The sequence below is a fragment of the Morganella sp. GD04133 genome (genome assembly GCF_029835375.1).
Classification (GTDB): domain Bacteria; phylum Pseudomonadota; class Gammaproteobacteria; order Enterobacterales; family Enterobacteriaceae; genus Morganella; species Morganella morganii_B.
Window position 1 is genome coordinate 1 of sequence record NZ_JAODZS010000057.1, and the last position, 17,225, is coordinate 17,225.

The following is a 17,225-nucleotide window of genomic DNA, read 5'->3' on the forward strand; positions in this document are numbered from 1 at the left end:
CTCACTTCAGCAGTTTTCCCGATAAAAAACGGGTGGGTATGAAGATAAAAGCACCGGCATCTGAGCGTGAGGTGCGGGTATGAGCTGGAAAAGCCAAATTGAAGGTCTTGATATTGATCAGTTAAGAAACTTCAGGAATGCGATAAGTGAAGCGATAACGCAGAAGGAGCACGAGCAAAAGAAAAAGATATGGCGGGTACGTAATCGCTGGCAGGTCTTTGGTGATTTTCGTGAAGAAGATTACCTGGGGGCTGTTAACTGCCTGGTAGAAGCCGCCAAAAAACTCAACGCTGACGGTGATACCTACTCTATGCCACTTTCAATTGAGCAATGGCCGATTCCGGAATCTGAATATGAGGACTGGTTTAAATGACCTGTGCAATATGCAGTAAAGAACTGGCCGACGATGAAACATGGCTGTGCGACCAGTGCGCCGGTGAATGTCCGCATCTGGAAGTAGTCGAGAAGATAAAAGGAGATGGTGATTATGAAGAGCATCTACCGAAGTAAAAAATGGCTGTCCGCTGTTGCTCAGATTGAATGCTGCGTCCTGTGTGGTCGTTATGGCACCCAGGTTGCACACCGCAACGAAGGTAAGGGTATGGGCTTAAAAGTCGATGACAGCCTCACTGCTGCGCTGTGTCCTCAGTGTCATCATAATATCGACAACGGCGGAAGCATGAGCCGCATAGAGCGCAGGCAGGAGATGGACAGGGCGATAATACTGACCATCAGGGAGCTGACCAGAAGGGAGCTGATAGCGCCGAAATGAACCAATATCATTTAAAATTGCCGTTGCCGCCGCAAGCCAACCACCTATACACAATATCGCGAGGCAGAAAGGTAAAAAGCAGTAAAGGCAGAATATTTAACGAAGCAGTGAAAGACCAAATCACCAAAGCAAATCAGCAATTCAATTTATCCGGCAAGCTAAAAATCAAGATAGTAGCCAACCCGCCAGACCTAAGAAAACGCGACTTAGACAACCTCCTTAAAGCCCCATTAGACGCACTCACCCAAAGCGGCGTTATTGCTGACGACAGTATGTTCCGAAGCATGAGCATTGATTTTGGTGAAAAGGTTAAAGGTGGATCACTGGATGTCACGATATGGGAGATAGGGGATGGCGATATTTACTGATATTCAGGCAGCAATCGAAGAGGCCAGATGGCTAAGGCGTGAAACAAAGCATCATCACGTAGTCACACAGAAAAGAGACGGATATCTCAAGGTTCGACAGGAAGTCGGCGAAAGCAGGGAGTTGCTACTGAGAAAGGCTTACAGCACCCGGTACGACTGCCACAAACACACTGTTTTGCCGGAGGTAAGATGAGACTCGCAGATTTACCAAAATATTTTTCACCGAAGAGTCCGATGTTTAGTGACTCTCCAGCCGCAACAGCTACTGATTCACTTTCAATTACCGATGTTATGGCCTCGCTTGGTTTGGCGACCGCAAAAGCGTGGATGGGTATTGAATTGTTTTTGGCGAAACACGGAATCAATCAGCCGGATGAAGCGGTGGAGAGTCTCTATCAATATGCATTAACTCAGGCGCATAAATACAGCGTTATCCAAAAGCTTGATGAGGATGTTAGAGCATCGGTTCTGCAAATACTCGCAAATTATGCATTTCAGGATTACGCCAGGAGCGCGGCCAGCAAAAAGCCATGTCCTGATTGTGATGGCGGATTCATCGAAGCGGAGGTGTTCACTACTAAGTATGCCACCAAAGCCAGTCATTTCGCGTCATTGTCGCCACTGATACCAAAGCGGTTTGTTGGCTCAGCTCGGGAGGTGAGAGAGGTAGTGAAAGTAGCCTGTCCAACCTGCAAGGGTAAGGCAGTCATCAGCCATTCGTGCCGGTGCAACGGTCGCGGCGAGGTACTGGACAAGGTCGAAAGTGAAAAGCAAGGCGTACCGGTATATAAGACGTGCCCCAAGTGTTCAGGACGTGGGTATTCACGCCTGAAATTTACCGATGTGCTGGAGCAAATAAACAAGGTGGTGGCAATCCCGAAAACATCAGGCTATGACAACATCAAGCCGATATTTGAACATTTAGTTGAAGAATGCTTTAGAGAGGAATCGCAGGCTGAAAAAATACTTCAAAAAGTGACAAATGGAGATTCAATTTCTATTAATTAGCAATTTAATAGAAAAACTATATTGACAATTCCGGAATTATAGCCCATCATTATCCCAATGCTAGGGGATTTGCAATTCATTCTCCGAAAAATAAAGATATGGCCTCGCTCCAGCGGGGCTTTTTCATATCTGCAACTTGTAAGAGTTACTTACAGGTTCAACTCTCCGGAATTACCGGATAGTTCACATGTTCGGTTATTCCGAATAACTGAATTACGGAGTCGTTAATGCGAAGTAAAGCAATAAGACGCCATCACGAGAAGCGCCTCAAATCTAAGCGCAGCAAATATTACAATGCCGGACATGCCACTAAGCGCAACATCGGTATGTGTTACCGCACTCCTGCATTGTGTGGTTGCTGGATGTGCGCCAATCATAGAAAGGTATTCGGCATGAGCATCAAAGAAGTTCGTGACCGGCAGCGCTGCATTGATACTGAGCAACTGCTGCAAAATATGCAGTAGTTCAAAATATCGCAGGCCAACAGTCCCAACAGATAAATATTCCAAAGGTCGCCATGTGCGGCCTTTTCCTTTTGCGACTACCGATTCAGAATAATTTTAGATAGGTGATATCATGACCACTTTCAATAACAATAAAAGGCGGTTTATGAATATCACGTATAAAGACATTCAAGACAGGGTTGCGAAGGTTGAAGAAGCTAAAGTTGAGCGCATCAACCGCGTTACATTGGCTGCATCCACTCTGGTTGAAAAATATACCAAATCTCTCAATTTGGAATCTGATGCATGGCAGTCAATAGACGGGGAATATAAACCATACGTCACTACCGGTAAGCAATTTGACGCTAACAGTTATGTAACCAAGCCCGTTTCAGGCCTTCCTTTATCGGAAAGTTATTCATTGGATTTTGATATCGCAACGGTGATTGATGACAGCCCACGGGGTGGTGATACTGTAAGGGTTAACATCAATTTGTGGGTGAATAGTGATGACGTCTTGTGTGTTCGTATCGATAGTGCAGCAGGAACTTATCAGGTGATTGATGATTGCTGGGATAAGGTTTGCGATAAGATCAAAGATAACGTTATTTTGGCTATAGAAGACCCCGCCCTCAAAGTCACAACGTATTATTAAAAATTACTGATTCAATAACGGGGCTGCGCATTGCGCGGCCTTTTTTTCATATACGCCGCCACAGAATCCTGAACAAACAAACGTAATCAGCGCAGAGATACTGTGCGCGGCACCCTATTAACTAAATCCTCCTGAAAGGGGGTGAGTATGAAACATATGAACAATACCCCTGATTGGTTGGATCAGATATTAAATTATCTCTATCAGTATAAAGACCAAGGCGCGTTTGCTGCTCTCGCTGGTTTAGTTGCTGGCTTGCGCGGGATGTATAACGGCGGAGGATGGAAGAAGACACTGCTGGACGCTGGTTTGTGTGCAGTCCTCGGTTGGTTCGCTAAAGACCTGCTGGCCTTTTTGGGGCTGAATCAAGATCTGGCTTATATCACCAGCGTCATGATCGGGTACTGGGGCGTAGAGAAGGTAAGCGGCATGATCAAAGGCAAGGCGGGGGTAAATAATGAGTAGCTTCAGATTCAGTAAGCGCAGTGAAGATAACCTGAAAGGCGTCAATCCTGACCTGGTGAAAGTTATCCGCCGGACATTGGAAATTACACCAGTCGATTTCATTGTCATTGAGGGGTTACGCACCGAGGCACGGCAAAAGCAACTGGTCGCTGAGAAGAAATCACAGACCATGAAAAGCCGACATCTGACCGGCCATGCAGTAGACATTATTCCTGTTAACACCAAGTGGCAGATTGAAGAATTCAAGCCGCTGCTGAAAGCCGTTAAACAGGCTGCTGATGAGCTGGGCGTAAAACTCCGGTTCGGTATCAACTGGAAGAATGATCCGTCACTGCCGATTGAAACCCGTTTCATTGATGCGCCTCACGTTGAGATTCCGGCATGAGCACTGCAACAAAGATATGGCTCGGCGTTTGCGGAACACTGGCTGTCAGCCTGCTGCTTATCCTGCATCTGTATGGTGGGTTGAAGGATAACTATCAGCTGCTTTCCTCTCAGTTTGCTGAGCAGGTCGCCATCAACAAAGACTATAAATCCCGCATTCAGTCACTTCACGAACTCGACACCATGTACACGCAGGAGTTAACCAATGCCAAAACTGAAATTGATAGCCTGCGTGATGCTGTTAAGTCTGGCACTAAGCGGCTGTCCGTCAAGGCCGATTGTCCAAAGGCCGGAGCCGATACCGCCAAAGTCGGACGCGATGAAAGCTCCCCACGACTTAGCGAAGCAACTGAGCGAGATTATTGGCGTCTCAGAGAAATGATGGCTGAGAACGAAAAGCAGACCCTGTATCTGCAGGACTACATAAATACTCAGTGCTTAAAATAAGGAATCCATATGTGGATATTAATTTTTGCAATGTACGCCTCTCCATTTTCTGATAATGACTTCGCGTCAGTAAGAACACAAGAATTTGAAAGTGAGGCGACATGCAAGGCAGCAAAGAAAGTTGTCGAGCGTGAATTTAACACAGCAAGGTCAATCAACAGCACCGCTGCATGCGTAAAAAAATAAAGCGGGCAATACGGGAGATAGAAGCGGAGAGAGCGAAATGAATATTGGTGATTTAGACCCGATTGTTCAGTGCGAAATATTACGGCTGGCGCACAACTACGCAATCAATCGGCGAGAGATTTTATCTCGAGACGGAAGAGCACCGAAAGATGAGCACAAGTGGTACGGAGAGCAGATAACCGAAGCCCAAAGGCGAATGGTATCACTGTACGAACAAACAACGCCTCGCTAAATAGCGGGGCTTTTTAATTCTCTGGAGGGACAGATGAGTAGTCGTCACATGCACACCAAAGAGTTTTCGTATAAGTACGCGGCATCAATCATCACGGCTGTTAGCGTTGGTGAGAAAGGCGCAACGGTATCAATAAAAACGAAAGACGGTAGTGTTTTCGATACCAACTGGCCTCTCGATGCTTTTTTTAACAAAGAGCCCTCTGTCGGGAAGTGGCTGGTCGATGGTCACCTCGGTGAGCGGTTTGTAGTGAACGAATCCGAACTAAGCAAGCTCGGTAGCGAGATAACTGATGAGGCCGCTGATTAGCGGTCTTTTTTATGGGTGAGAAAATGAAGAAGAAAGTATCAGCCAATGAGGTGCGCCGCAGGCAAAGTCAATCACAGGACGGTGAGCTCTATTGTGACGGTGCTGGCGGTAACTTCCGGATGAAGAAATCAAAGCGTGTTAAACGTGCGTATGAGCTAGTCATCCGATAACTAATCATTTTATAAAACTCTGCAAACGTCATTCACTGAGTGGCGTTGATAGAGATTTATATAGGTTTTCGGCTCCGACGGTATCGGTGTTCCACGGGGAAATACAAAACAAACCAGAGGAATATTCTAAATGGCCGCACCGAAAGGAAATAAACATGCGGCTGGTAACAAAGGCAAGCCGTCATCTTACCAGCCTGAATACGCAGAGCAGGCGAGAAAGCTGTGCTTGCTTGGCGCTACCGATAAAGAATTGGCTGACTTTTTCAATGTTTCAGAAGCAACGATTAACCGCTGGAAAAATGAATTTGTAGAGTTTTGCGAGTCCATAAAAAAGGGGAAAGATCTAGCCGACGCTGATGTTGCTGAAAGGCTATTTAATCGCGCCTGTGGTTATGTCGCGCCTGATGTTGATATAAAAGTCATTGATAGCAAGATAGTCATGACCGACTTCCTGAAGCATTACCCGCCAGACACAACAGCAGCCATCTTCTGGCTGAAGAACCGACAGAAAAATAAATGGAGAGACAAACAGGAGATTGACCTCAGTTCTCCTGATGGGTCTATGTCACCAAGGGGGCTTAACGATTTCTATGCAGACATTAAGTCCAAGCCTGAATCCGGCTCTGCGACCATTCTGGACGACGCAGGCGAGGAATAAGGTTCTGTACGGCGGGCGCACATCATCAAAATCATGGGATGCCGCCGGGTTCGCTATATTCCTTGCTGATAACTATAAGCTGCGGTTTCTTTGCACCAGGCAGATACAGAACAAAATCGAAGAGTCTGTGTATGCACTGCTGAAGATACAGATAGAGCGATTTAACCTCCGTCACCGTTTTCGGGTTCTGGATAACAAGATCATCAATAAAGCCACCGGCAGTGAATTTATGTTTTACGGTCTGTGGCGACACATTGACGAAATTAAATCACTCGAAAGTATTGATGTTCTGTGGAACGAGGAAGCGCATGCACTGACAGAGCCACAATGGGAGGTGTTAGAGCCGACCATTCGTAAAGAGGGCTCGGAGTGCTGGTTCATATTCAACCCTGGTCTTGTAACAGATTTTGTGTGGCGTAACTTTGTTGCCAACCCGCCGCCAGACACAATAGTACGGCGCATCAACTACGACGAAAACCCATTCCTGAGCAACACGATTAAATCGGTTATTGCCGCTGCTAAAGCGCGTGACCCGGAAACATTCGAGCATATCTATCTCGGGGTGCCGAAAAGCGATGACGATACCGCTGTTATTAAGCTGTCATGGATTGAGGCTGCTATTGACGCTCACAAGACTATCGGCTTTGAGCCATCGGGGCGGAAACGGATTGGTTTCGATATTGCTGACGATGGTGATGATCGGTGTGCGACAGTGTTCTCTCATGGCTCTGTTGCTTTATGGGCTGATGAGTGGAAAGGGAAGGAAGATGAACTGTTAACCAGCTGCTCACGAACTTACCAGGAGGCGAGAGTCCGGGAGTCAGAAATTATTTATGACAGCATCGGTGTTGGTGCTTCTGCCGGTAGTAAGTTTAAAGAACTTAATACAGAACATAAGGCCGGAGTCGCGTATCACAAGTTTAATGCAGGTGCGGCAGTGATGAACCCGGGCAGGGATTATCAGCCGAAAGTGAAGAATAAAGACTTTTTCTCCAACCTGAAAGCACAGGCTTGGTGGATGGTTGCCGACCGGTTCAGGAATACATATTCGGTTATCAATGCCATAAAAAACGGCGTGGAGCCGGAGAAGTTCAAAGACGATGAGCTGATAAGCATATCTTCCGATATGCCATACCTCGAAAAACTTAAGTTTGAGCTGGCGATTCCCCGCCGTGACTTTGATAACAACGGTCGAGTAAAAGTTGAGGGGAAAAAAGACCTTGCCAAGCGTGACATAAAATCACCTAACATCGCCGACGCATTCATTATGTCGTTTTCATCAATGCGCAAACCGTTCCACATACCTGACGAGGTTCTGCAATGAAATTTAACATACCGAGTTCGGTATTGGATGAGCCGGTTACCCAGCGGTTTCATGAAAAATACCAACCTTTACCGGGTGTGGTTCCGGAGAGCGATGCTGGTAAAGCCGCGCTTGCGATGGACTCAACGCCTTACGATGCCATCAATTCAGCGGTTATGGCTAACTCTGACACGGCTGTGTTTATGGGATTCCCTGCACTGGCGACCTTGGCGCAGCAATCAGAATATTACAACCTTGCTCAGGTAGTGGCTGATGAGATGGTTCGTAACTGGATCACTATTAAGTCGAGTGAGGAGAATAAAGACCGCGTTGACCTTCTGGATGAAGCGCTGACGAAGTACGATGTTAAGCGCCTTATTCATGAGGCAGTGAAGCAGGACGCGTTATTCGGCGTCGGGCACATATTTGTCGGAGTGGATGATCAGGATTTCAGCCTGCCTCTTGTTCTGGATGCCAGAGCCATCCCCAAAGGTGCAAAACTGTCATTTAAACCTGTTGATCCGACATTCACCTACCCAGCGATGTACAACGCTACAAACCCGATGGACCGGAATTTCTATAAACCGGAATCATGGTTCGTTATGGGGCAGAGAGTTCATGAGTCGCGTTTTATCGATATCGTCAGCCGACCGGTGCCGGATATTCTGAAGCCGTCGTATAACTTCGCCGGTTTGTCACTGACTCAGCTTATGATGCCGTATGTGAACGACTGGACGGCAATGCGTCAGAACGTTATCAAAATTGTTCGCACGTTGCGTATGCGGGCACTGAAAACTGACATGGAAGAAAGATGCCAGAATACAGCTGAGTTTGATAAGAGAATAAAGTTATTTGTGCGTGACCAAGATAATTTCGGCGTGTGGGCATTGGATAAAGAGGAGGAGTTTTTCCATCAGCAGACAAGCCTGTCCGAGTTGTCCAATTTGCTTTCAAACTATCAGGAGCAGCTCTGTATTCCTGCCAGAATCACCAATTTAAAATTGCTTGGCAACGCCCCGGCGGGATTAAACGCATCGGGACAGTCAGAGCTTGATACATGGCACGAAACCGTGTCAGGGATGCAGGAGCGCGATATACGCCGTGCGTTGGAAACCATCATTAAAATTATCCAACTGGTCGAGTTTGGTGACATTGACGAATCTATTTACTTTGACTTTAACCCGCTTGATGAAGTCAGCGAAAAAGACGCTGCTGATATCATCCGGACGAAAGTTGAAACGATAGCGGTCGCCAGTGACTCGCAGATTATATCTCCGGAAGAGGCGCGCGCAGCCCTTAGCAATATCGAAGGGATGGAGTTCATCAAGGACATGTCTGATGAGGAGTTTGCCGAATGACAAGAAAACCAAAGCGACTACGGGCCGTTAACTACAACGCCGGAAATATGAAGTGGTACAAATCTGCACTTACCCGCCTTATCCAGTCCATGAACAAAGATGTAAAACAATCCACGCTGAATCTCTTTGCTGATCAGATGCCGCCCGTCGATGTGGTGCGGCATACGCTCGGTCAGCTTTCTGATATCTGGCTGGAGCGATTTTTATCTCACTCCGGAATGATCAGCGAGGAAATGGCAGACCGCACCATCAAATCAGCCGATATCAACATGCACCAGATGGCAAAAGCCGCCGACTTCACAATCAGTATGCGCTGGACGCCTGAAATGCAACAGGTTAAGGACGCAGTGATTGCGGAAAATGTCAGCCTTATCAAATCAATCCCTGAGAAATATTTCACAGAGGTTGAGGGTATGGTGTACCGCAGCATTGCGCGGGGAGGCGACAGGAAGGGATTGGCTGACGAGATAGAAAAGAGCTTCGGCAAGCGTGACGGAATAACCCGCAGGCGCGCAGATATTATCGCCAAGGACCAGATCCGTAAGGCAACCAGTGCCCTGACTATCACAAGGCAGGAATCGGCAGGCGTCACTCATGGCATATGGATTCACTCGGCGGGACAAGCCAATCCCAGACATAAGCATGTCGAGGCTCACGGAAAAATATTCAAGCTGTCACAGGGTTATCCGTGTGGCGAAAATGGAAAGTATGTTAAACCTGGGGAGGAAATTAACTGCTCATGCACATTCAGACCGATACCTCCGTGGGAGGCCGTACCGGAAAGCTGAGGCGAAACATCGCATTTGACGGTAAATCAGTGCGAACATTCGACAGTGACGGGATTATGCACGTCTCCCGCACTCCGATATCAAAAGCTAATGTCTGCCGGTACATGGGAAAAGAGATTGACGATTATGAATTGCTCAATCTACAGCCAGACAAGTATTACCGGTTTTACCGCGACCCTGACGAATTACGCAGAGCCGCACCAACCTTCAACAATAAACCCGTTTTAAACCAGCACATCGCATTCTCAATCATCAATCCACCTAAAGACGCAATTGTAGGTATGACCGGCGATGATGCCGTTTTTGAATCACCGTACCTGTTTCAGTCGATGACCATCACTGATGGCGCAATGCAGGCGGGGATTGAATCAGATCAGCACCGTGAAATATCACCATCCTATTACTGGCGGGCCGATATGACACCCGGGTTAACTCCGGATGGTGAGGAGTATGACGGAGTGATGCGGGATATCGTGTGCAACCACGTTGCCATTGTACCGGACGGACGCACCGGCCCGGATGTTCTTGTGTATGACCAAAAACCTAAAGGCTATAACCTTATGACTAAATTAGAGAAATTCTGGGCGATGATCCTCCCTAAGCTGGCTAATGATGCCGACCCGGAAGCTATCAAGGGCGAGCTTGATAATCTTGTGAAAGACGACGAGCAGACTCAGGCTGAGCGCGATAACGAATCCGAAGCCATGCGCATCAAAGAGCGCGAGGAGCGCGAACGCAAAGATCGTGAGCGTGACCGCGCAGAAGATGATAATGGCGATAAGGACGCGATCATTGCTCAGCTCCGTGCCGAGCTGGCTGAGATGAAAAAGCCAGCCGAAGACGAAGAAGAGAAAGTTGAAAAGGCTGTCAGTCTGGCGACCGACTCCCTGCGCCGGGAGTTTAAAGAGCTGCGCGAAGCAGAGCGTATTTGTGCGCAGCATGTCGGGACGCTGGCGTGCGATTCAGCAGAAGAACTTTATCGCGCCACTCTGAAGCACGCAGGCATTGATACAAAAGGCGTTCATACAAGCGCTCTCAAGCCGATGGTGCAAATGCTTTCTAACCGCCACTCACTCGCCAGTGACTCTGCTCCGGTGATGACCCGTGACAGTAAGGCGGACGTAATGAAAATGATTCGTGGGGAGAAATAAGATGCCTTTTCAGTCTGAAGTAAAAATTTATCGCGGCGTCGGTCAGGTTGGTCAGCCAGCTTCCGCATCTCCGATTGTTGCATTTGCAGGCGGCCCCGGTGCTTTTCGTGCAGATAAAGATGGCGTGATGATTGCGAGCTTTGTCTTCCGTTCAGCGCCTGGCAGTAAAATGCTGACCAATAAAGCGCCGTCAGAAGATGCAAAACCTCTTGGGTTCATTCAGAACCTTGCTCAGGCAATTATCAACTACCGTGAAAGCCAGTCTATGAAGATCGCTTCCGGCGTTGAAGTCTCTCCGAAGGTGGCCGGTGATTTCTGGGCTAAATCCTCAACAGTAGCCGTCGAAGGCCAGAAAGTATTTGCGTCACTTACTGACGGGTCAATCGCCACCGGCGCGGCAGGCGCAACAGTAGCTGGTCACGTTGAAACAGAATGGACCGTTTCACAGGGTGCGGCAATTGGCGACCGGATCATCATTTCTTCATGGAGCAAATAAGCATGACCCCAACATTACAGCAATTTTTACAGGTGACAGCCGAGCGCGGAATTCACTTTCAGCCGACACTGAAACATCTGGCATTTGATGCCGACCCGCAGCCGACTATGGGGGCTAACGGTGGTATTCCCGCTATCGTTGCAACTTTCATTGACCCGACCATCGTCAATACTCTGTTTGCGGATAACCGCGCAGTGCAGATTATCGGCAGTGAAGAGAAAAAAGGTTCGTGGGCGCAGGATTCATTCATGATTCAGCGCGTCGAAGGAACTGGTGATACTGTGGCGTATGACGACTACAGTGACCAGGGGGGTATTCAGGTCACGTCAGAATGGGAAGGTCGCGATGTTTATCGCTTCCAGACTATGGTGACGTATGGCGAACTGGAACAGGAGCGCTATGGCCTGGCTATGCTGCCGTATGTGGCCCGAAAGCAGGAAGAAGCGATTCGCATCATCGACCAGGACGCAAACAAGTTTTACTTCTACGGCGTTTCCGGCCTGCGTAACTACGGTCTGCTGAATGATCCGGCGCTCCCTGCACCAATCACCCCGCTGACCGTTGACGGGAAAGTGACATGGAAAGACAAGGCCATTATTGATATTTACAATGATGTTCTTGCCATGTACGAGAAGTTAGTTGCGCAGACTAATGGTATCGTCGGCGATGGCGTAAACATGGACTCCAACTTAGTCCTTGCCCTGTCTAACAAGGCATCCGTATATGTCAAAAAGTCGAATGAAATCTTCGGTAACTCAGTAGAGAAAATGCTGAAGGATTCATTCCCTAACCTGACCATTGAAACCGCGCCGCAGTATTCCACCGAATCCGGTGAGCTGGCTCAGATGTTTGTTAAAGAAGCACGCGGTCAGAAATCATGTTATGCGGCGTACAGTGAGAAACTGCGTACTCACCCGCTGATCCCGAACAGCTCCAGCTATAAGCAGAAATACTCTGCCACCACTTACGGCACCGTTATTCAGATGCCGGTTTTCTTTGTGCAGATGCTCGGCATCTGATTATTACTCACTGACTAAACGGCCCCGTAACAGGGGCTTTTTTTATGCATGAACAAAGGAGCAAGTAATGGCAGCAAAAAACGGAAGTTATGTAGTTGGATGTAAATTACCCAATGGTCTGATCATTCGCGGTGCCGGTAAGCAGCTCAGGCTGCAGGGTGCAAACTCAAGTCAGATTATCGGTGGTTACGGCACCACTGAGGATGTTCCAGCTGATATCTGGGATGACTTCGCTAAAAACTTTGCTGACTCCGCAATGATCCGCAATGGCGTGGTGTTTGCAGTTGGCGACATGAAGTCAGTCAAAGATGCAGCAACAGAGCGCGAGAATGTAAAAACCGGCCTGGAGCAGAAAAGCGAAAAAGATACCGTGACGAAAGCCGACAAGGAGTAATCCATGAATGAAGTTGCTCTGACGGTTAGCGGGTTCCGAGAAAGATATCCGGAGTTTGACAATGTGGCAGACGCAGCTGTGGATAATCTTTTTGGCATTGCCGGGCTCTATCTGGACAACACCTATCAAAGCGTGGTCACTGACTTAAAGATGCGGGAGTCTCTGCTTTATATACTTGTCGCCCACCTTTGTTACATCCTGCACGGAGATAACAAAAAGAACGGCGGCAGCGGCATGGTGGGCAGGATTTCATCAGCCAGTGAAGGAAGCGTATCTGTAAGTTCCGATATCGGGGCTGTTGCTTTCCGTAATGCATGGTACACGCAAAGCCCTTACGGGTGGATGTTCTGGCAGGCGACAAAAGTTTACAGGATGGGGGTGTGGTTCAGTGGCACAGACTATCGTTGATTTCCTGATGGGAGTGGCAGAAGGGGTATCGAACCACACAGTGAGCGCCGGTTTTATCAACGGCGCAAATTACCCTGACGGAACACCTGTCGCAGAAGTGGCGGCAAAGAACGAATACGGCGATCCGCTGAATCATCAGCCGCCGCGCCCGTTTTTCCGCAATGCAATCTCCGCAGACAGTGAAAGCTGGAAGCAAATGTTTGTTGCCGGACTACGTGCCGGACATCCGCTGTCATCAACGCTTGAGATTATCGGTGAAACTATCGCTTCCGATATCCGGAAAAGCATCAATGAGCTGTGGAGCCCTGAATTATCCGCTCTCACTATCGCAATCAGACAGGAGCACGGCAACTACTCAGTGAAACCTCTGCTTGATACCCGCTGGATGTACGACAACGTGACATACACCGTAGAGAAAGGGGCTGATTTATGAATCTCAGAGGAATAGCCAACGGGATGACCAGCAGGATTAACCCGAATATCACAGCGATCGGCAGGCGGTACAAGGGTGAGACTATCGGCACCGGAAGAAAGCCTGTACCTGAGTATTACCCGGATGAAGAGGTGACAGTGCAACTTCAGCCGCTCTCTGATGGCGATTTAAAGCACGTAGACGGCATGAACCTGCAAGGACTGGTAAAGACACTGTTTATAAATGGTGCTTACTACGGGGCTAACAGGACGCTTAAAAAGGGTGGCGATTTGTTCATTATTGACGGTCAGGAATGGCTGGTCGTTGATCCTGTTGAGCTTTGGCCTGACTGGTCGAGGGTAATCATATGCTTACAAACGACCTGACAGAGAACGAAATCATTGACCTGCTGGCTGACTTTCTTGAGCCGATTGTTGGCAAATGCTTAGGAGCCTACGCTAACCGGGTCCCAATGGAAGACGGGCAATTTGCGATGCTGTCTCCGCTGAGGTACATCCGCCACACGACAACAAAGGCCACCCGGTTAAGTGATACAACGGAAGGCCTGTCCGAGGTTCGTCAACTTGACGTTCAGGTGGATATATACGGCGAGAATGCCGGAGACAGGGCTGTAGCTCTTGAAACAGTGTGGGCCAGTGATTACGCCTACCGCAATACGGATGAGAGAATCGCGCCGCTTTACTCATCCATGCCCATGCGCTCCCCGTTTGTCGATGAATCCCGTCAGTGGCTTGAGCGTTACACCATCACATTATCCATGCAGGTTCACATCACGATAACCGTCGGTCAGGACTACTTTGCCGATGTCGAATTTTCAACTGTACAGGTGAATAAATGATCCCATTAACAAAAGATTTTGCCATTTCATCCAATGCTATTTCCCCGGCGGGAACGGGTGTTGATGCCAATGGCCTGATGCTGACCAGCGGTGACGCACTTCCGATTCCGCTGGCGACAGTTCAGTATTTCCAGACCGCAAAAGATGTGGCTGAAGTGTTCGGTTACGATTCTGACGAATATGAATGTGCCTCAGTCTATTTTGCCGGGTTTACCGGTGCAGCACAGTTACCCGCGCAGTTGCTTGTTGTCGGAATTCCCGCTGCTGCGACATCTGGCGGTCTTTATTCCGGGTCCAATGCTGACGTAACCATGCAGGCCATCAATGCTCTTGAGGCCGGAACAATCAAGGTTTCAGTGGATGGAAAATCACAGACCAGCGGCAGTATTGACCTGACAACAGCACAGAGTCAGTCAGATGTGGCAACCGCGTTACAGGCAGCGCTTACCGGTGTAACGGTGTCATGGAACCCAACATCAGCACAGTACGCCATCAAATCAGCCACAACCGGCGCAGGAAGCTCTGTAGGGTATGCCTCCGGCGCAATCGCCACAGAGCTTAAGCTGACTCAGGCCGGTGGTGCAAAATCATCAGCCGGAACAGACACAATGACGCTGGCTCAGGTTATGGATCATGTTGTCGATACTGACCAGAACTGGTTTGGTTTTGCATCTGCCCAGGCACTGACTGATGAACAGCAGCTTGAATTAGCGAAGTGGGGAGCCGGTCAGGATGCCGGAAACCGCTATCTGTTTGCAACCAGTGTCAGCAATGGTGTTGAGAGCACCCTGTTTGATGAATGCACGAAAAATAATTACGGTGGCGTGTTCATTATGCACGGCGAACCGAAAAATGCCTTCTCTGCTCTCGCATGGGCTGCTGGTCTGGATTTCTCCGCAACAAACGGGCGGGTGAGTTATAAATTCCGTCAGTTTACCGGTATGTCTGATCAGGTGGATTCGCTGAAGGTGGCTAATGCACTGGAAGCAGCGGGCGTTAACTATTACGGCAATTATTCATCCAATAAGGTGTTAAAAAATTACGCCGCTACCGGTGTTATTACCGGTCAGTTTAAATGGTTGGATACATTCCTGGATCAGGTGTGGTTAAAAGCGAATCTGATTTCTGCGTTCGCCAATCTGTTCACCAACAATCAGAGCTATTCATTTACCGAGGCCGGGTACACAGCAGTTAAAGCTGCTGCTCAGGACCCGCTGCAGCAGGCGATTAACTTCGGCGCAATCCGTAAAGGGGTAACACTGGATCAGTCTCAGATTCAGATTATCAATCAGCAGGTCGGCAAAGACATTTCCGGGTCACTGTTCTCTGACGGGTATTACTTCCACATCCCGAAACAGCCCGGGTCAAACCGCATTGAGCGCACACTGAAAGGCGCAGTGCTGTTCTGGACTGACGGACAGCTCATTCAGTCCCTTAATCTGCAATCCACCACGGTTTTATAAGGAGCATGAAAAATGCCTATTGATATTACCAGTGCTAACTCCAAGTTGCGCTGTACTGTGCCTGCGCTCTTCCCGACCGGGTTCGACTTTGACGACTTCGCAGCTGACCGCATGTTTGAAACCGCAGCACTGCAGATGAAAGAAGATGTGATGAGTGCTGACGGTAAGTATCACGCCGGTTTTATTTTTAACCCGGTGGAATTCACTATCAGCCTGTCTCCGACATCCGAGGCCGGTAAAAACCTCGACCAGTGGTACGGCGCTGAGCGTGCAACCATCAGCGCGTTTGCCTGTAATCTGACACTGACCGTTCCGGCACTTGATGCCACCTGGAGCTTCGTTAACGGCGTGCTGTATTCATGGAATCCGACACCGGTCGGCGCACGTATTCTGCAGCCGCGTCAGGCTATCTTCCACTTTGAAAGCGTAACACGGAGCTGATGATATGAGAAAGCAAGAGCGGATCACGATTGATAATCCGGCCAGCCGCGACCACGGCAAAACATTTGTAATTACTGAAAAACCGGCATCAGAGGCATGGAGCATCTCGCAGGACCTGTTCCGGATGATGGGTGAAACATCCTTCCTCTCAATCCCGGATGATGTCGTTCTGATGGGATGCGCGGGTCTGGCTACCGTCGGTAAATCCGTTCTTGCCGCCTCCGGGTCAGCCGTTTCAAATGAGCTTCTGGCGAGAATGTTTGATGATGTAAATATCGCTATCGAAAATGACGGCAAGACAGTTGAGCGCGCCGTCAATATCAAGGCAGACATTGAAGAAATCGACACCATCAACCAGATCCTTGACCGGGCCTTCTATATCAACTTTGCGTTCCTAAAGACAGACCGCGAGTAAATTGCCCCTTTATTCGCCGTGATGAAGCACCGCAGGGGCTTATCAAAACTGTCAACGTTTCTCCTGAGATGCATTCCATCATTGAGGCTGGTCGCGCCACCTTCGCCGAACTGTCATCCGTTCTCTCAGTACGGGATATGTATGACATCCTGGAATCCGTTGCTGTGAGTAATTACAACAAAATAGTCTGGCAGAGGTCGCAGCGATGATTGTCGAGCAGATGAAATACAAGCTCTCCGTGGAAACGGGGGGCTTTCTTGATGCCACCAGGAAGATAAAGAACGAAACGGAGGATATGAAGACCAAGGTTAAGCGCAACACCGGCGAAGTCACAAAAGGCTTCGGTGAACTTAATCTGGGTATTCAGAAATTCGGTGCAGAAGGTAAAAACGCCTTCACCAGCGTAATGAGCGGCGCGGCTAAATTCCTCGGTGTGGCTGTCACTCTGGAAGGCGCAAGACGTGCATTTGTCAGTACGACGGATTCCCTGATTACACTGGGTACACAGGCGGCGTGGTTCGGAACTACAGCTAAAAGCCTTGACGCCTTCGGGAGAGCGGCGGAGTCAATGGGGTCATCAAAAGAGGCTATTGGTGGCGTCCTCAGCAAAATGAATGAGTA

Annotated in this window: 26 protein-coding genes; all 26 read left to right on the top strand. The window is 48.7% G+C overall.

The window, feature by feature from the left end; genetic code table 11:
• The first annotated feature begins 79 nt into the window (after positions 1 to 79).
• On the top strand, positions 80 to 373 hold the full coding sequence (locus N7387_RS19935; protein WP_279800765.1) for a hypothetical protein: 294 nt from the start codon (positions 80 to 82) through the stop codon (positions 371 to 373).
• A 114-nt stretch (positions 374 to 487) separates the two neighbouring features.
• Complete coding sequence (locus N7387_RS19940) at positions 488 to 772, top strand: hypothetical protein (protein ID WP_279800766.1); 285 nt, start codon at positions 488 to 490, stop codon at positions 770 to 772.
• The gene (locus N7387_RS19945; RefSeq protein ID WP_279800767.1) at positions 769 to 1,140 is read left to right on the top strand and encodes a RusA family crossover junction endodeoxyribonuclease; all 372 of its coding nucleotides are present in this window, start codon (positions 769 to 771) and stop codon (positions 1,138 to 1,140) included. The genes N7387_RS19940 and N7387_RS19945 overlap by 4 nt, the downstream gene beginning before the upstream one ends.
• A 189-nt stretch (positions 1,141 to 1,329) precedes the next feature.
• Positions 1,330 to 2,148, top strand: a complete 819-nt coding sequence (locus N7387_RS19950; protein ID WP_279800768.1) for an antitermination protein — start codon at positions 1,330 to 1,332, stop codon at positions 2,146 to 2,148.
• Positions 2,149 to 2,375: 227 nt separating this feature from the next.
• Positions 2,376 to 2,612 (top strand): hypothetical protein, encoded by a 237-nt coding sequence (locus tag N7387_RS19955; RefSeq protein WP_098935828.1) that lies wholly within the window; start codon positions 2,376 to 2,378, stop codon positions 2,610 to 2,612.
• A 112-nt stretch (positions 2,613 to 2,724) separates the two neighbouring features.
• Positions 2,725 to 3,246: a hypothetical protein gene (locus N7387_RS19960; protein WP_279800769.1), complete on the top strand. Its 522-nt coding sequence runs from the start codon at positions 2,725 to 2,727 to the stop codon at positions 3,244 to 3,246.
• Positions 3,247 to 3,402: 156 nt separating this feature from the next.
• Positions 3,403 to 3,711, top strand: a complete 309-nt coding sequence (locus N7387_RS19965) for a phage holin, lambda family (protein WP_279800786.1) — start codon at positions 3,403 to 3,405, stop codon at positions 3,709 to 3,711.
• The gene (locus tag N7387_RS19970; RefSeq protein ID WP_214221358.1) at positions 3,704 to 4,096 is read left to right on the top strand and encodes a M15 family metallopeptidase; all 393 of its coding nucleotides are present in this window, start codon (positions 3,704 to 3,706) and stop codon (positions 4,094 to 4,096) included. The genes N7387_RS19965 and N7387_RS19970 overlap by 8 nt, the downstream gene beginning before the upstream one ends.
• A complete protein-coding gene (locus tag N7387_RS19975; RefSeq protein WP_279800770.1) occupies positions 4,093 to 4,542 on the top strand; it encodes a lysis protein in 450 nt (149 codons plus the stop codon). The genes N7387_RS19970 and N7387_RS19975 overlap by 4 nt, the downstream gene beginning before the upstream one ends.
• Positions 4,543 to 4,993: 451 nt before the next feature.
• Positions 4,994 to 5,269 carry a hypothetical protein gene (locus N7387_RS19980; protein ID WP_279800771.1) on the top strand — a complete coding sequence of 92 codons (276 nt, stop codon included), beginning with the start codon at positions 4,994 to 4,996 and terminating at the stop codon, positions 5,267 to 5,269.
• 300 nt (positions 5,270 to 5,569) lie between these two features.
• On the top strand, positions 5,570 to 6,097 hold the full coding sequence (locus N7387_RS19985) for a helix-turn-helix domain-containing protein (protein WP_279800772.1): 528 nt from the start codon (positions 5,570 to 5,572) through the stop codon (positions 6,095 to 6,097).
• Complete coding sequence (locus N7387_RS19990) at positions 6,030 to 7,421, top strand: PBSX family phage terminase large subunit (protein WP_279800773.1); 1,392 nt, start codon at positions 6,030 to 6,032, stop codon at positions 7,419 to 7,421. The genes N7387_RS19985 and N7387_RS19990 overlap by 68 nt, the downstream gene beginning before the upstream one ends.
• Complete coding sequence (locus N7387_RS19995; RefSeq protein WP_279800774.1) at positions 7,418 to 8,758, top strand: DUF1073 domain-containing protein; 1,341 nt, start codon at positions 7,418 to 7,420, stop codon at positions 8,756 to 8,758. Before N7387_RS19990 ends, N7387_RS19995 begins: the two co-directional genes overlap by 4 nt.
• Complete coding sequence (locus tag N7387_RS20000; RefSeq protein ID WP_279800775.1) at positions 8,755 to 9,546, top strand: phage minor head protein; 792 nt, start codon at positions 8,755 to 8,757, stop codon at positions 9,544 to 9,546. The genes N7387_RS19995 and N7387_RS20000 overlap by 4 nt, the downstream gene beginning before the upstream one ends.
• Positions 9,498 to 10,697 (top strand): DUF2213 domain-containing protein, encoded by a 1,200-nt coding sequence (locus tag N7387_RS20005; RefSeq protein ID WP_279800776.1) that lies wholly within the window; start codon positions 9,498 to 9,500, stop codon positions 10,695 to 10,697. Before N7387_RS20000 ends, N7387_RS20005 begins: the two co-directional genes overlap by 49 nt.
• Position 10,698: 1 nt before the next feature.
• Positions 10,699 to 11,193 (top strand): hypothetical protein, encoded by a 495-nt coding sequence (locus N7387_RS20010; protein WP_279800777.1) that lies wholly within the window; start codon positions 10,699 to 10,701, stop codon positions 11,191 to 11,193.
• A gap of 2 nt (positions 11,194 to 11,195) precedes the next feature.
• Positions 11,196 to 12,212, top strand: a complete 1,017-nt coding sequence (locus N7387_RS20015; RefSeq protein WP_279800778.1) for a major capsid family protein — start codon at positions 11,196 to 11,198, stop codon at positions 12,210 to 12,212.
• Between the two features lie 67 nt (positions 12,213 to 12,279).
• Entirely contained in the window at positions 12,280 to 12,606 is a 327-nt protein-coding gene (locus N7387_RS20020; protein WP_274371755.1) for a hypothetical protein, read from the top strand.
• A gap of 3 nt (positions 12,607 to 12,609) precedes the next feature.
• Positions 12,610 to 13,014, top strand: a complete 405-nt coding sequence (locus tag N7387_RS20025; protein ID WP_279800779.1) for a DUF4054 domain-containing protein — start codon at positions 12,610 to 12,612, stop codon at positions 13,012 to 13,014.
• Positions 12,995 to 13,447, top strand: coding sequence for a hypothetical protein (locus N7387_RS20030; protein ID WP_279800780.1), 453 nt, complete (start codon positions 12,995 to 12,997; stop codon positions 13,445 to 13,447). Before N7387_RS20025 ends, N7387_RS20030 begins: the two co-directional genes overlap by 20 nt.
• On the top strand, positions 13,444 to 13,812 hold the full coding sequence (locus N7387_RS20035) for a hypothetical protein (RefSeq protein ID WP_279800781.1): 369 nt from the start codon (positions 13,444 to 13,446) through the stop codon (positions 13,810 to 13,812). The genes N7387_RS20030 and N7387_RS20035 overlap by 4 nt, the downstream gene beginning before the upstream one ends.
• The gene (locus N7387_RS20040) at positions 13,794 to 14,285 is read left to right on the top strand and encodes a hypothetical protein (protein ID WP_279800782.1); all 492 of its coding nucleotides are present in this window, start codon (positions 13,794 to 13,796) and stop codon (positions 14,283 to 14,285) included. Before N7387_RS20035 ends, N7387_RS20040 begins: the two co-directional genes overlap by 19 nt.
• Positions 14,282 to 15,748, top strand: a complete 1,467-nt coding sequence (locus N7387_RS20045; RefSeq protein WP_279800783.1) for a DUF3383 family protein — start codon at positions 14,282 to 14,284, stop codon at positions 15,746 to 15,748. Before N7387_RS20040 ends, N7387_RS20045 begins: the two co-directional genes overlap by 4 nt.
• Before the next feature lie 12 nt (positions 15,749 to 15,760).
• Positions 15,761 to 16,189 carry a hypothetical protein gene (locus N7387_RS20050; protein WP_279800784.1) on the top strand — a complete coding sequence of 143 codons (429 nt, stop codon included), beginning with the start codon at positions 15,761 to 15,763 and terminating at the stop codon, positions 16,187 to 16,189.
• A gap of 4 nt (positions 16,190 to 16,193) precedes the next feature.
• Positions 16,194 to 16,604: a hypothetical protein gene (locus N7387_RS20055; RefSeq protein WP_124538016.1), complete on the top strand. Its 411-nt coding sequence runs from the start codon at positions 16,194 to 16,196 to the stop codon at positions 16,602 to 16,604.
• Between the two features lie 205 nt (positions 16,605 to 16,809).
• Positions 16,810 to 17,225 (top strand): hypothetical protein (locus tag N7387_RS20060; RefSeq protein ID WP_279800785.1); only part of this gene is annotated, 416 nt, incomplete at its 3' end.

Coding starts and splice junctions, on each gene's coding strand:
- N7387_RS19935 (WP_279800765.1), top strand. CDS start 80: ATGAGCTGGAAAAGCCAAATTGAAGGTCTTGATATTGATCAGTTAAGA.
- N7387_RS19940 (WP_279800766.1), top strand. CDS start 488: ATGAAGAGCATCTACCGAAGTAAAAAATGGCTGTCCGCTGTTGCTCAG.
- N7387_RS19945 (WP_279800767.1), top strand. CDS start 769: ATGAACCAATATCATTTAAAATTGCCGTTGCCGCCGCAAGCCAACCAC.
- N7387_RS19950 (WP_279800768.1), top strand. CDS start 1,330: ATGAGACTCGCAGATTTACCAAAATATTTTTCACCGAAGAGTCCGATG.
- N7387_RS19955 (WP_098935828.1), top strand. CDS start 2,376: ATGCGAAGTAAAGCAATAAGACGCCATCACGAGAAGCGCCTCAAATCT.
- N7387_RS19960 (WP_279800769.1), top strand. CDS start 2,725: ATGACCACTTTCAATAACAATAAAAGGCGGTTTATGAATATCACGTAT.
- N7387_RS19965 (WP_279800786.1), top strand. CDS start 3,403: ATGAACAATACCCCTGATTGGTTGGATCAGATATTAAATTATCTCTAT.
- N7387_RS19970 (WP_214221358.1), top strand. CDS start 3,704: ATGAGTAGCTTCAGATTCAGTAAGCGCAGTGAAGATAACCTGAAAGGC.
- N7387_RS19975 (WP_279800770.1), top strand. CDS start 4,093: ATGAGCACTGCAACAAAGATATGGCTCGGCGTTTGCGGAACACTGGCT.
- N7387_RS19980 (WP_279800771.1), top strand. CDS start 4,994: ATGAGTAGTCGTCACATGCACACCAAAGAGTTTTCGTATAAGTACGCG.
- N7387_RS19985 (WP_279800772.1), top strand. CDS start 5,570: ATGGCCGCACCGAAAGGAAATAAACATGCGGCTGGTAACAAAGGCAAG.
- N7387_RS19990 (WP_279800773.1), top strand. CDS start 6,030: ATGCAGACATTAAGTCCAAGCCTGAATCCGGCTCTGCGACCATTCTGG.
- N7387_RS19995 (WP_279800774.1), top strand. CDS start 7,418: ATGAAATTTAACATACCGAGTTCGGTATTGGATGAGCCGGTTACCCAG.
- N7387_RS20000 (WP_279800775.1), top strand. CDS start 8,755: ATGACAAGAAAACCAAAGCGACTACGGGCCGTTAACTACAACGCCGGA.
- N7387_RS20005 (WP_279800776.1), top strand. CDS start 9,498: ATGCACATTCAGACCGATACCTCCGTGGGAGGCCGTACCGGAAAGCTG.
- N7387_RS20010 (WP_279800777.1), top strand. CDS start 10,699: ATGCCTTTTCAGTCTGAAGTAAAAATTTATCGCGGCGTCGGTCAGGTT.
- N7387_RS20015 (WP_279800778.1), top strand. CDS start 11,196: ATGACCCCAACATTACAGCAATTTTTACAGGTGACAGCCGAGCGCGGA.
- N7387_RS20020 (WP_274371755.1), top strand. CDS start 12,280: ATGGCAGCAAAAAACGGAAGTTATGTAGTTGGATGTAAATTACCCAAT.
- N7387_RS20025 (WP_279800779.1), top strand. CDS start 12,610: ATGAATGAAGTTGCTCTGACGGTTAGCGGGTTCCGAGAAAGATATCCG.
- N7387_RS20035 (WP_279800781.1), top strand. CDS start 13,444: ATGAATCTCAGAGGAATAGCCAACGGGATGACCAGCAGGATTAACCCG.
- N7387_RS20040 (WP_279800782.1), top strand. CDS start 13,794: ATGCTTACAAACGACCTGACAGAGAACGAAATCATTGACCTGCTGGCT.
- N7387_RS20045 (WP_279800783.1), top strand. CDS start 14,282: ATGATCCCATTAACAAAAGATTTTGCCATTTCATCCAATGCTATTTCC.
- N7387_RS20050 (WP_279800784.1), top strand. CDS start 15,761: ATGCCTATTGATATTACCAGTGCTAACTCCAAGTTGCGCTGTACTGTG.
- N7387_RS20055 (WP_124538016.1), top strand. CDS start 16,194: ATGAGAAAGCAAGAGCGGATCACGATTGATAATCCGGCCAGCCGCGAC.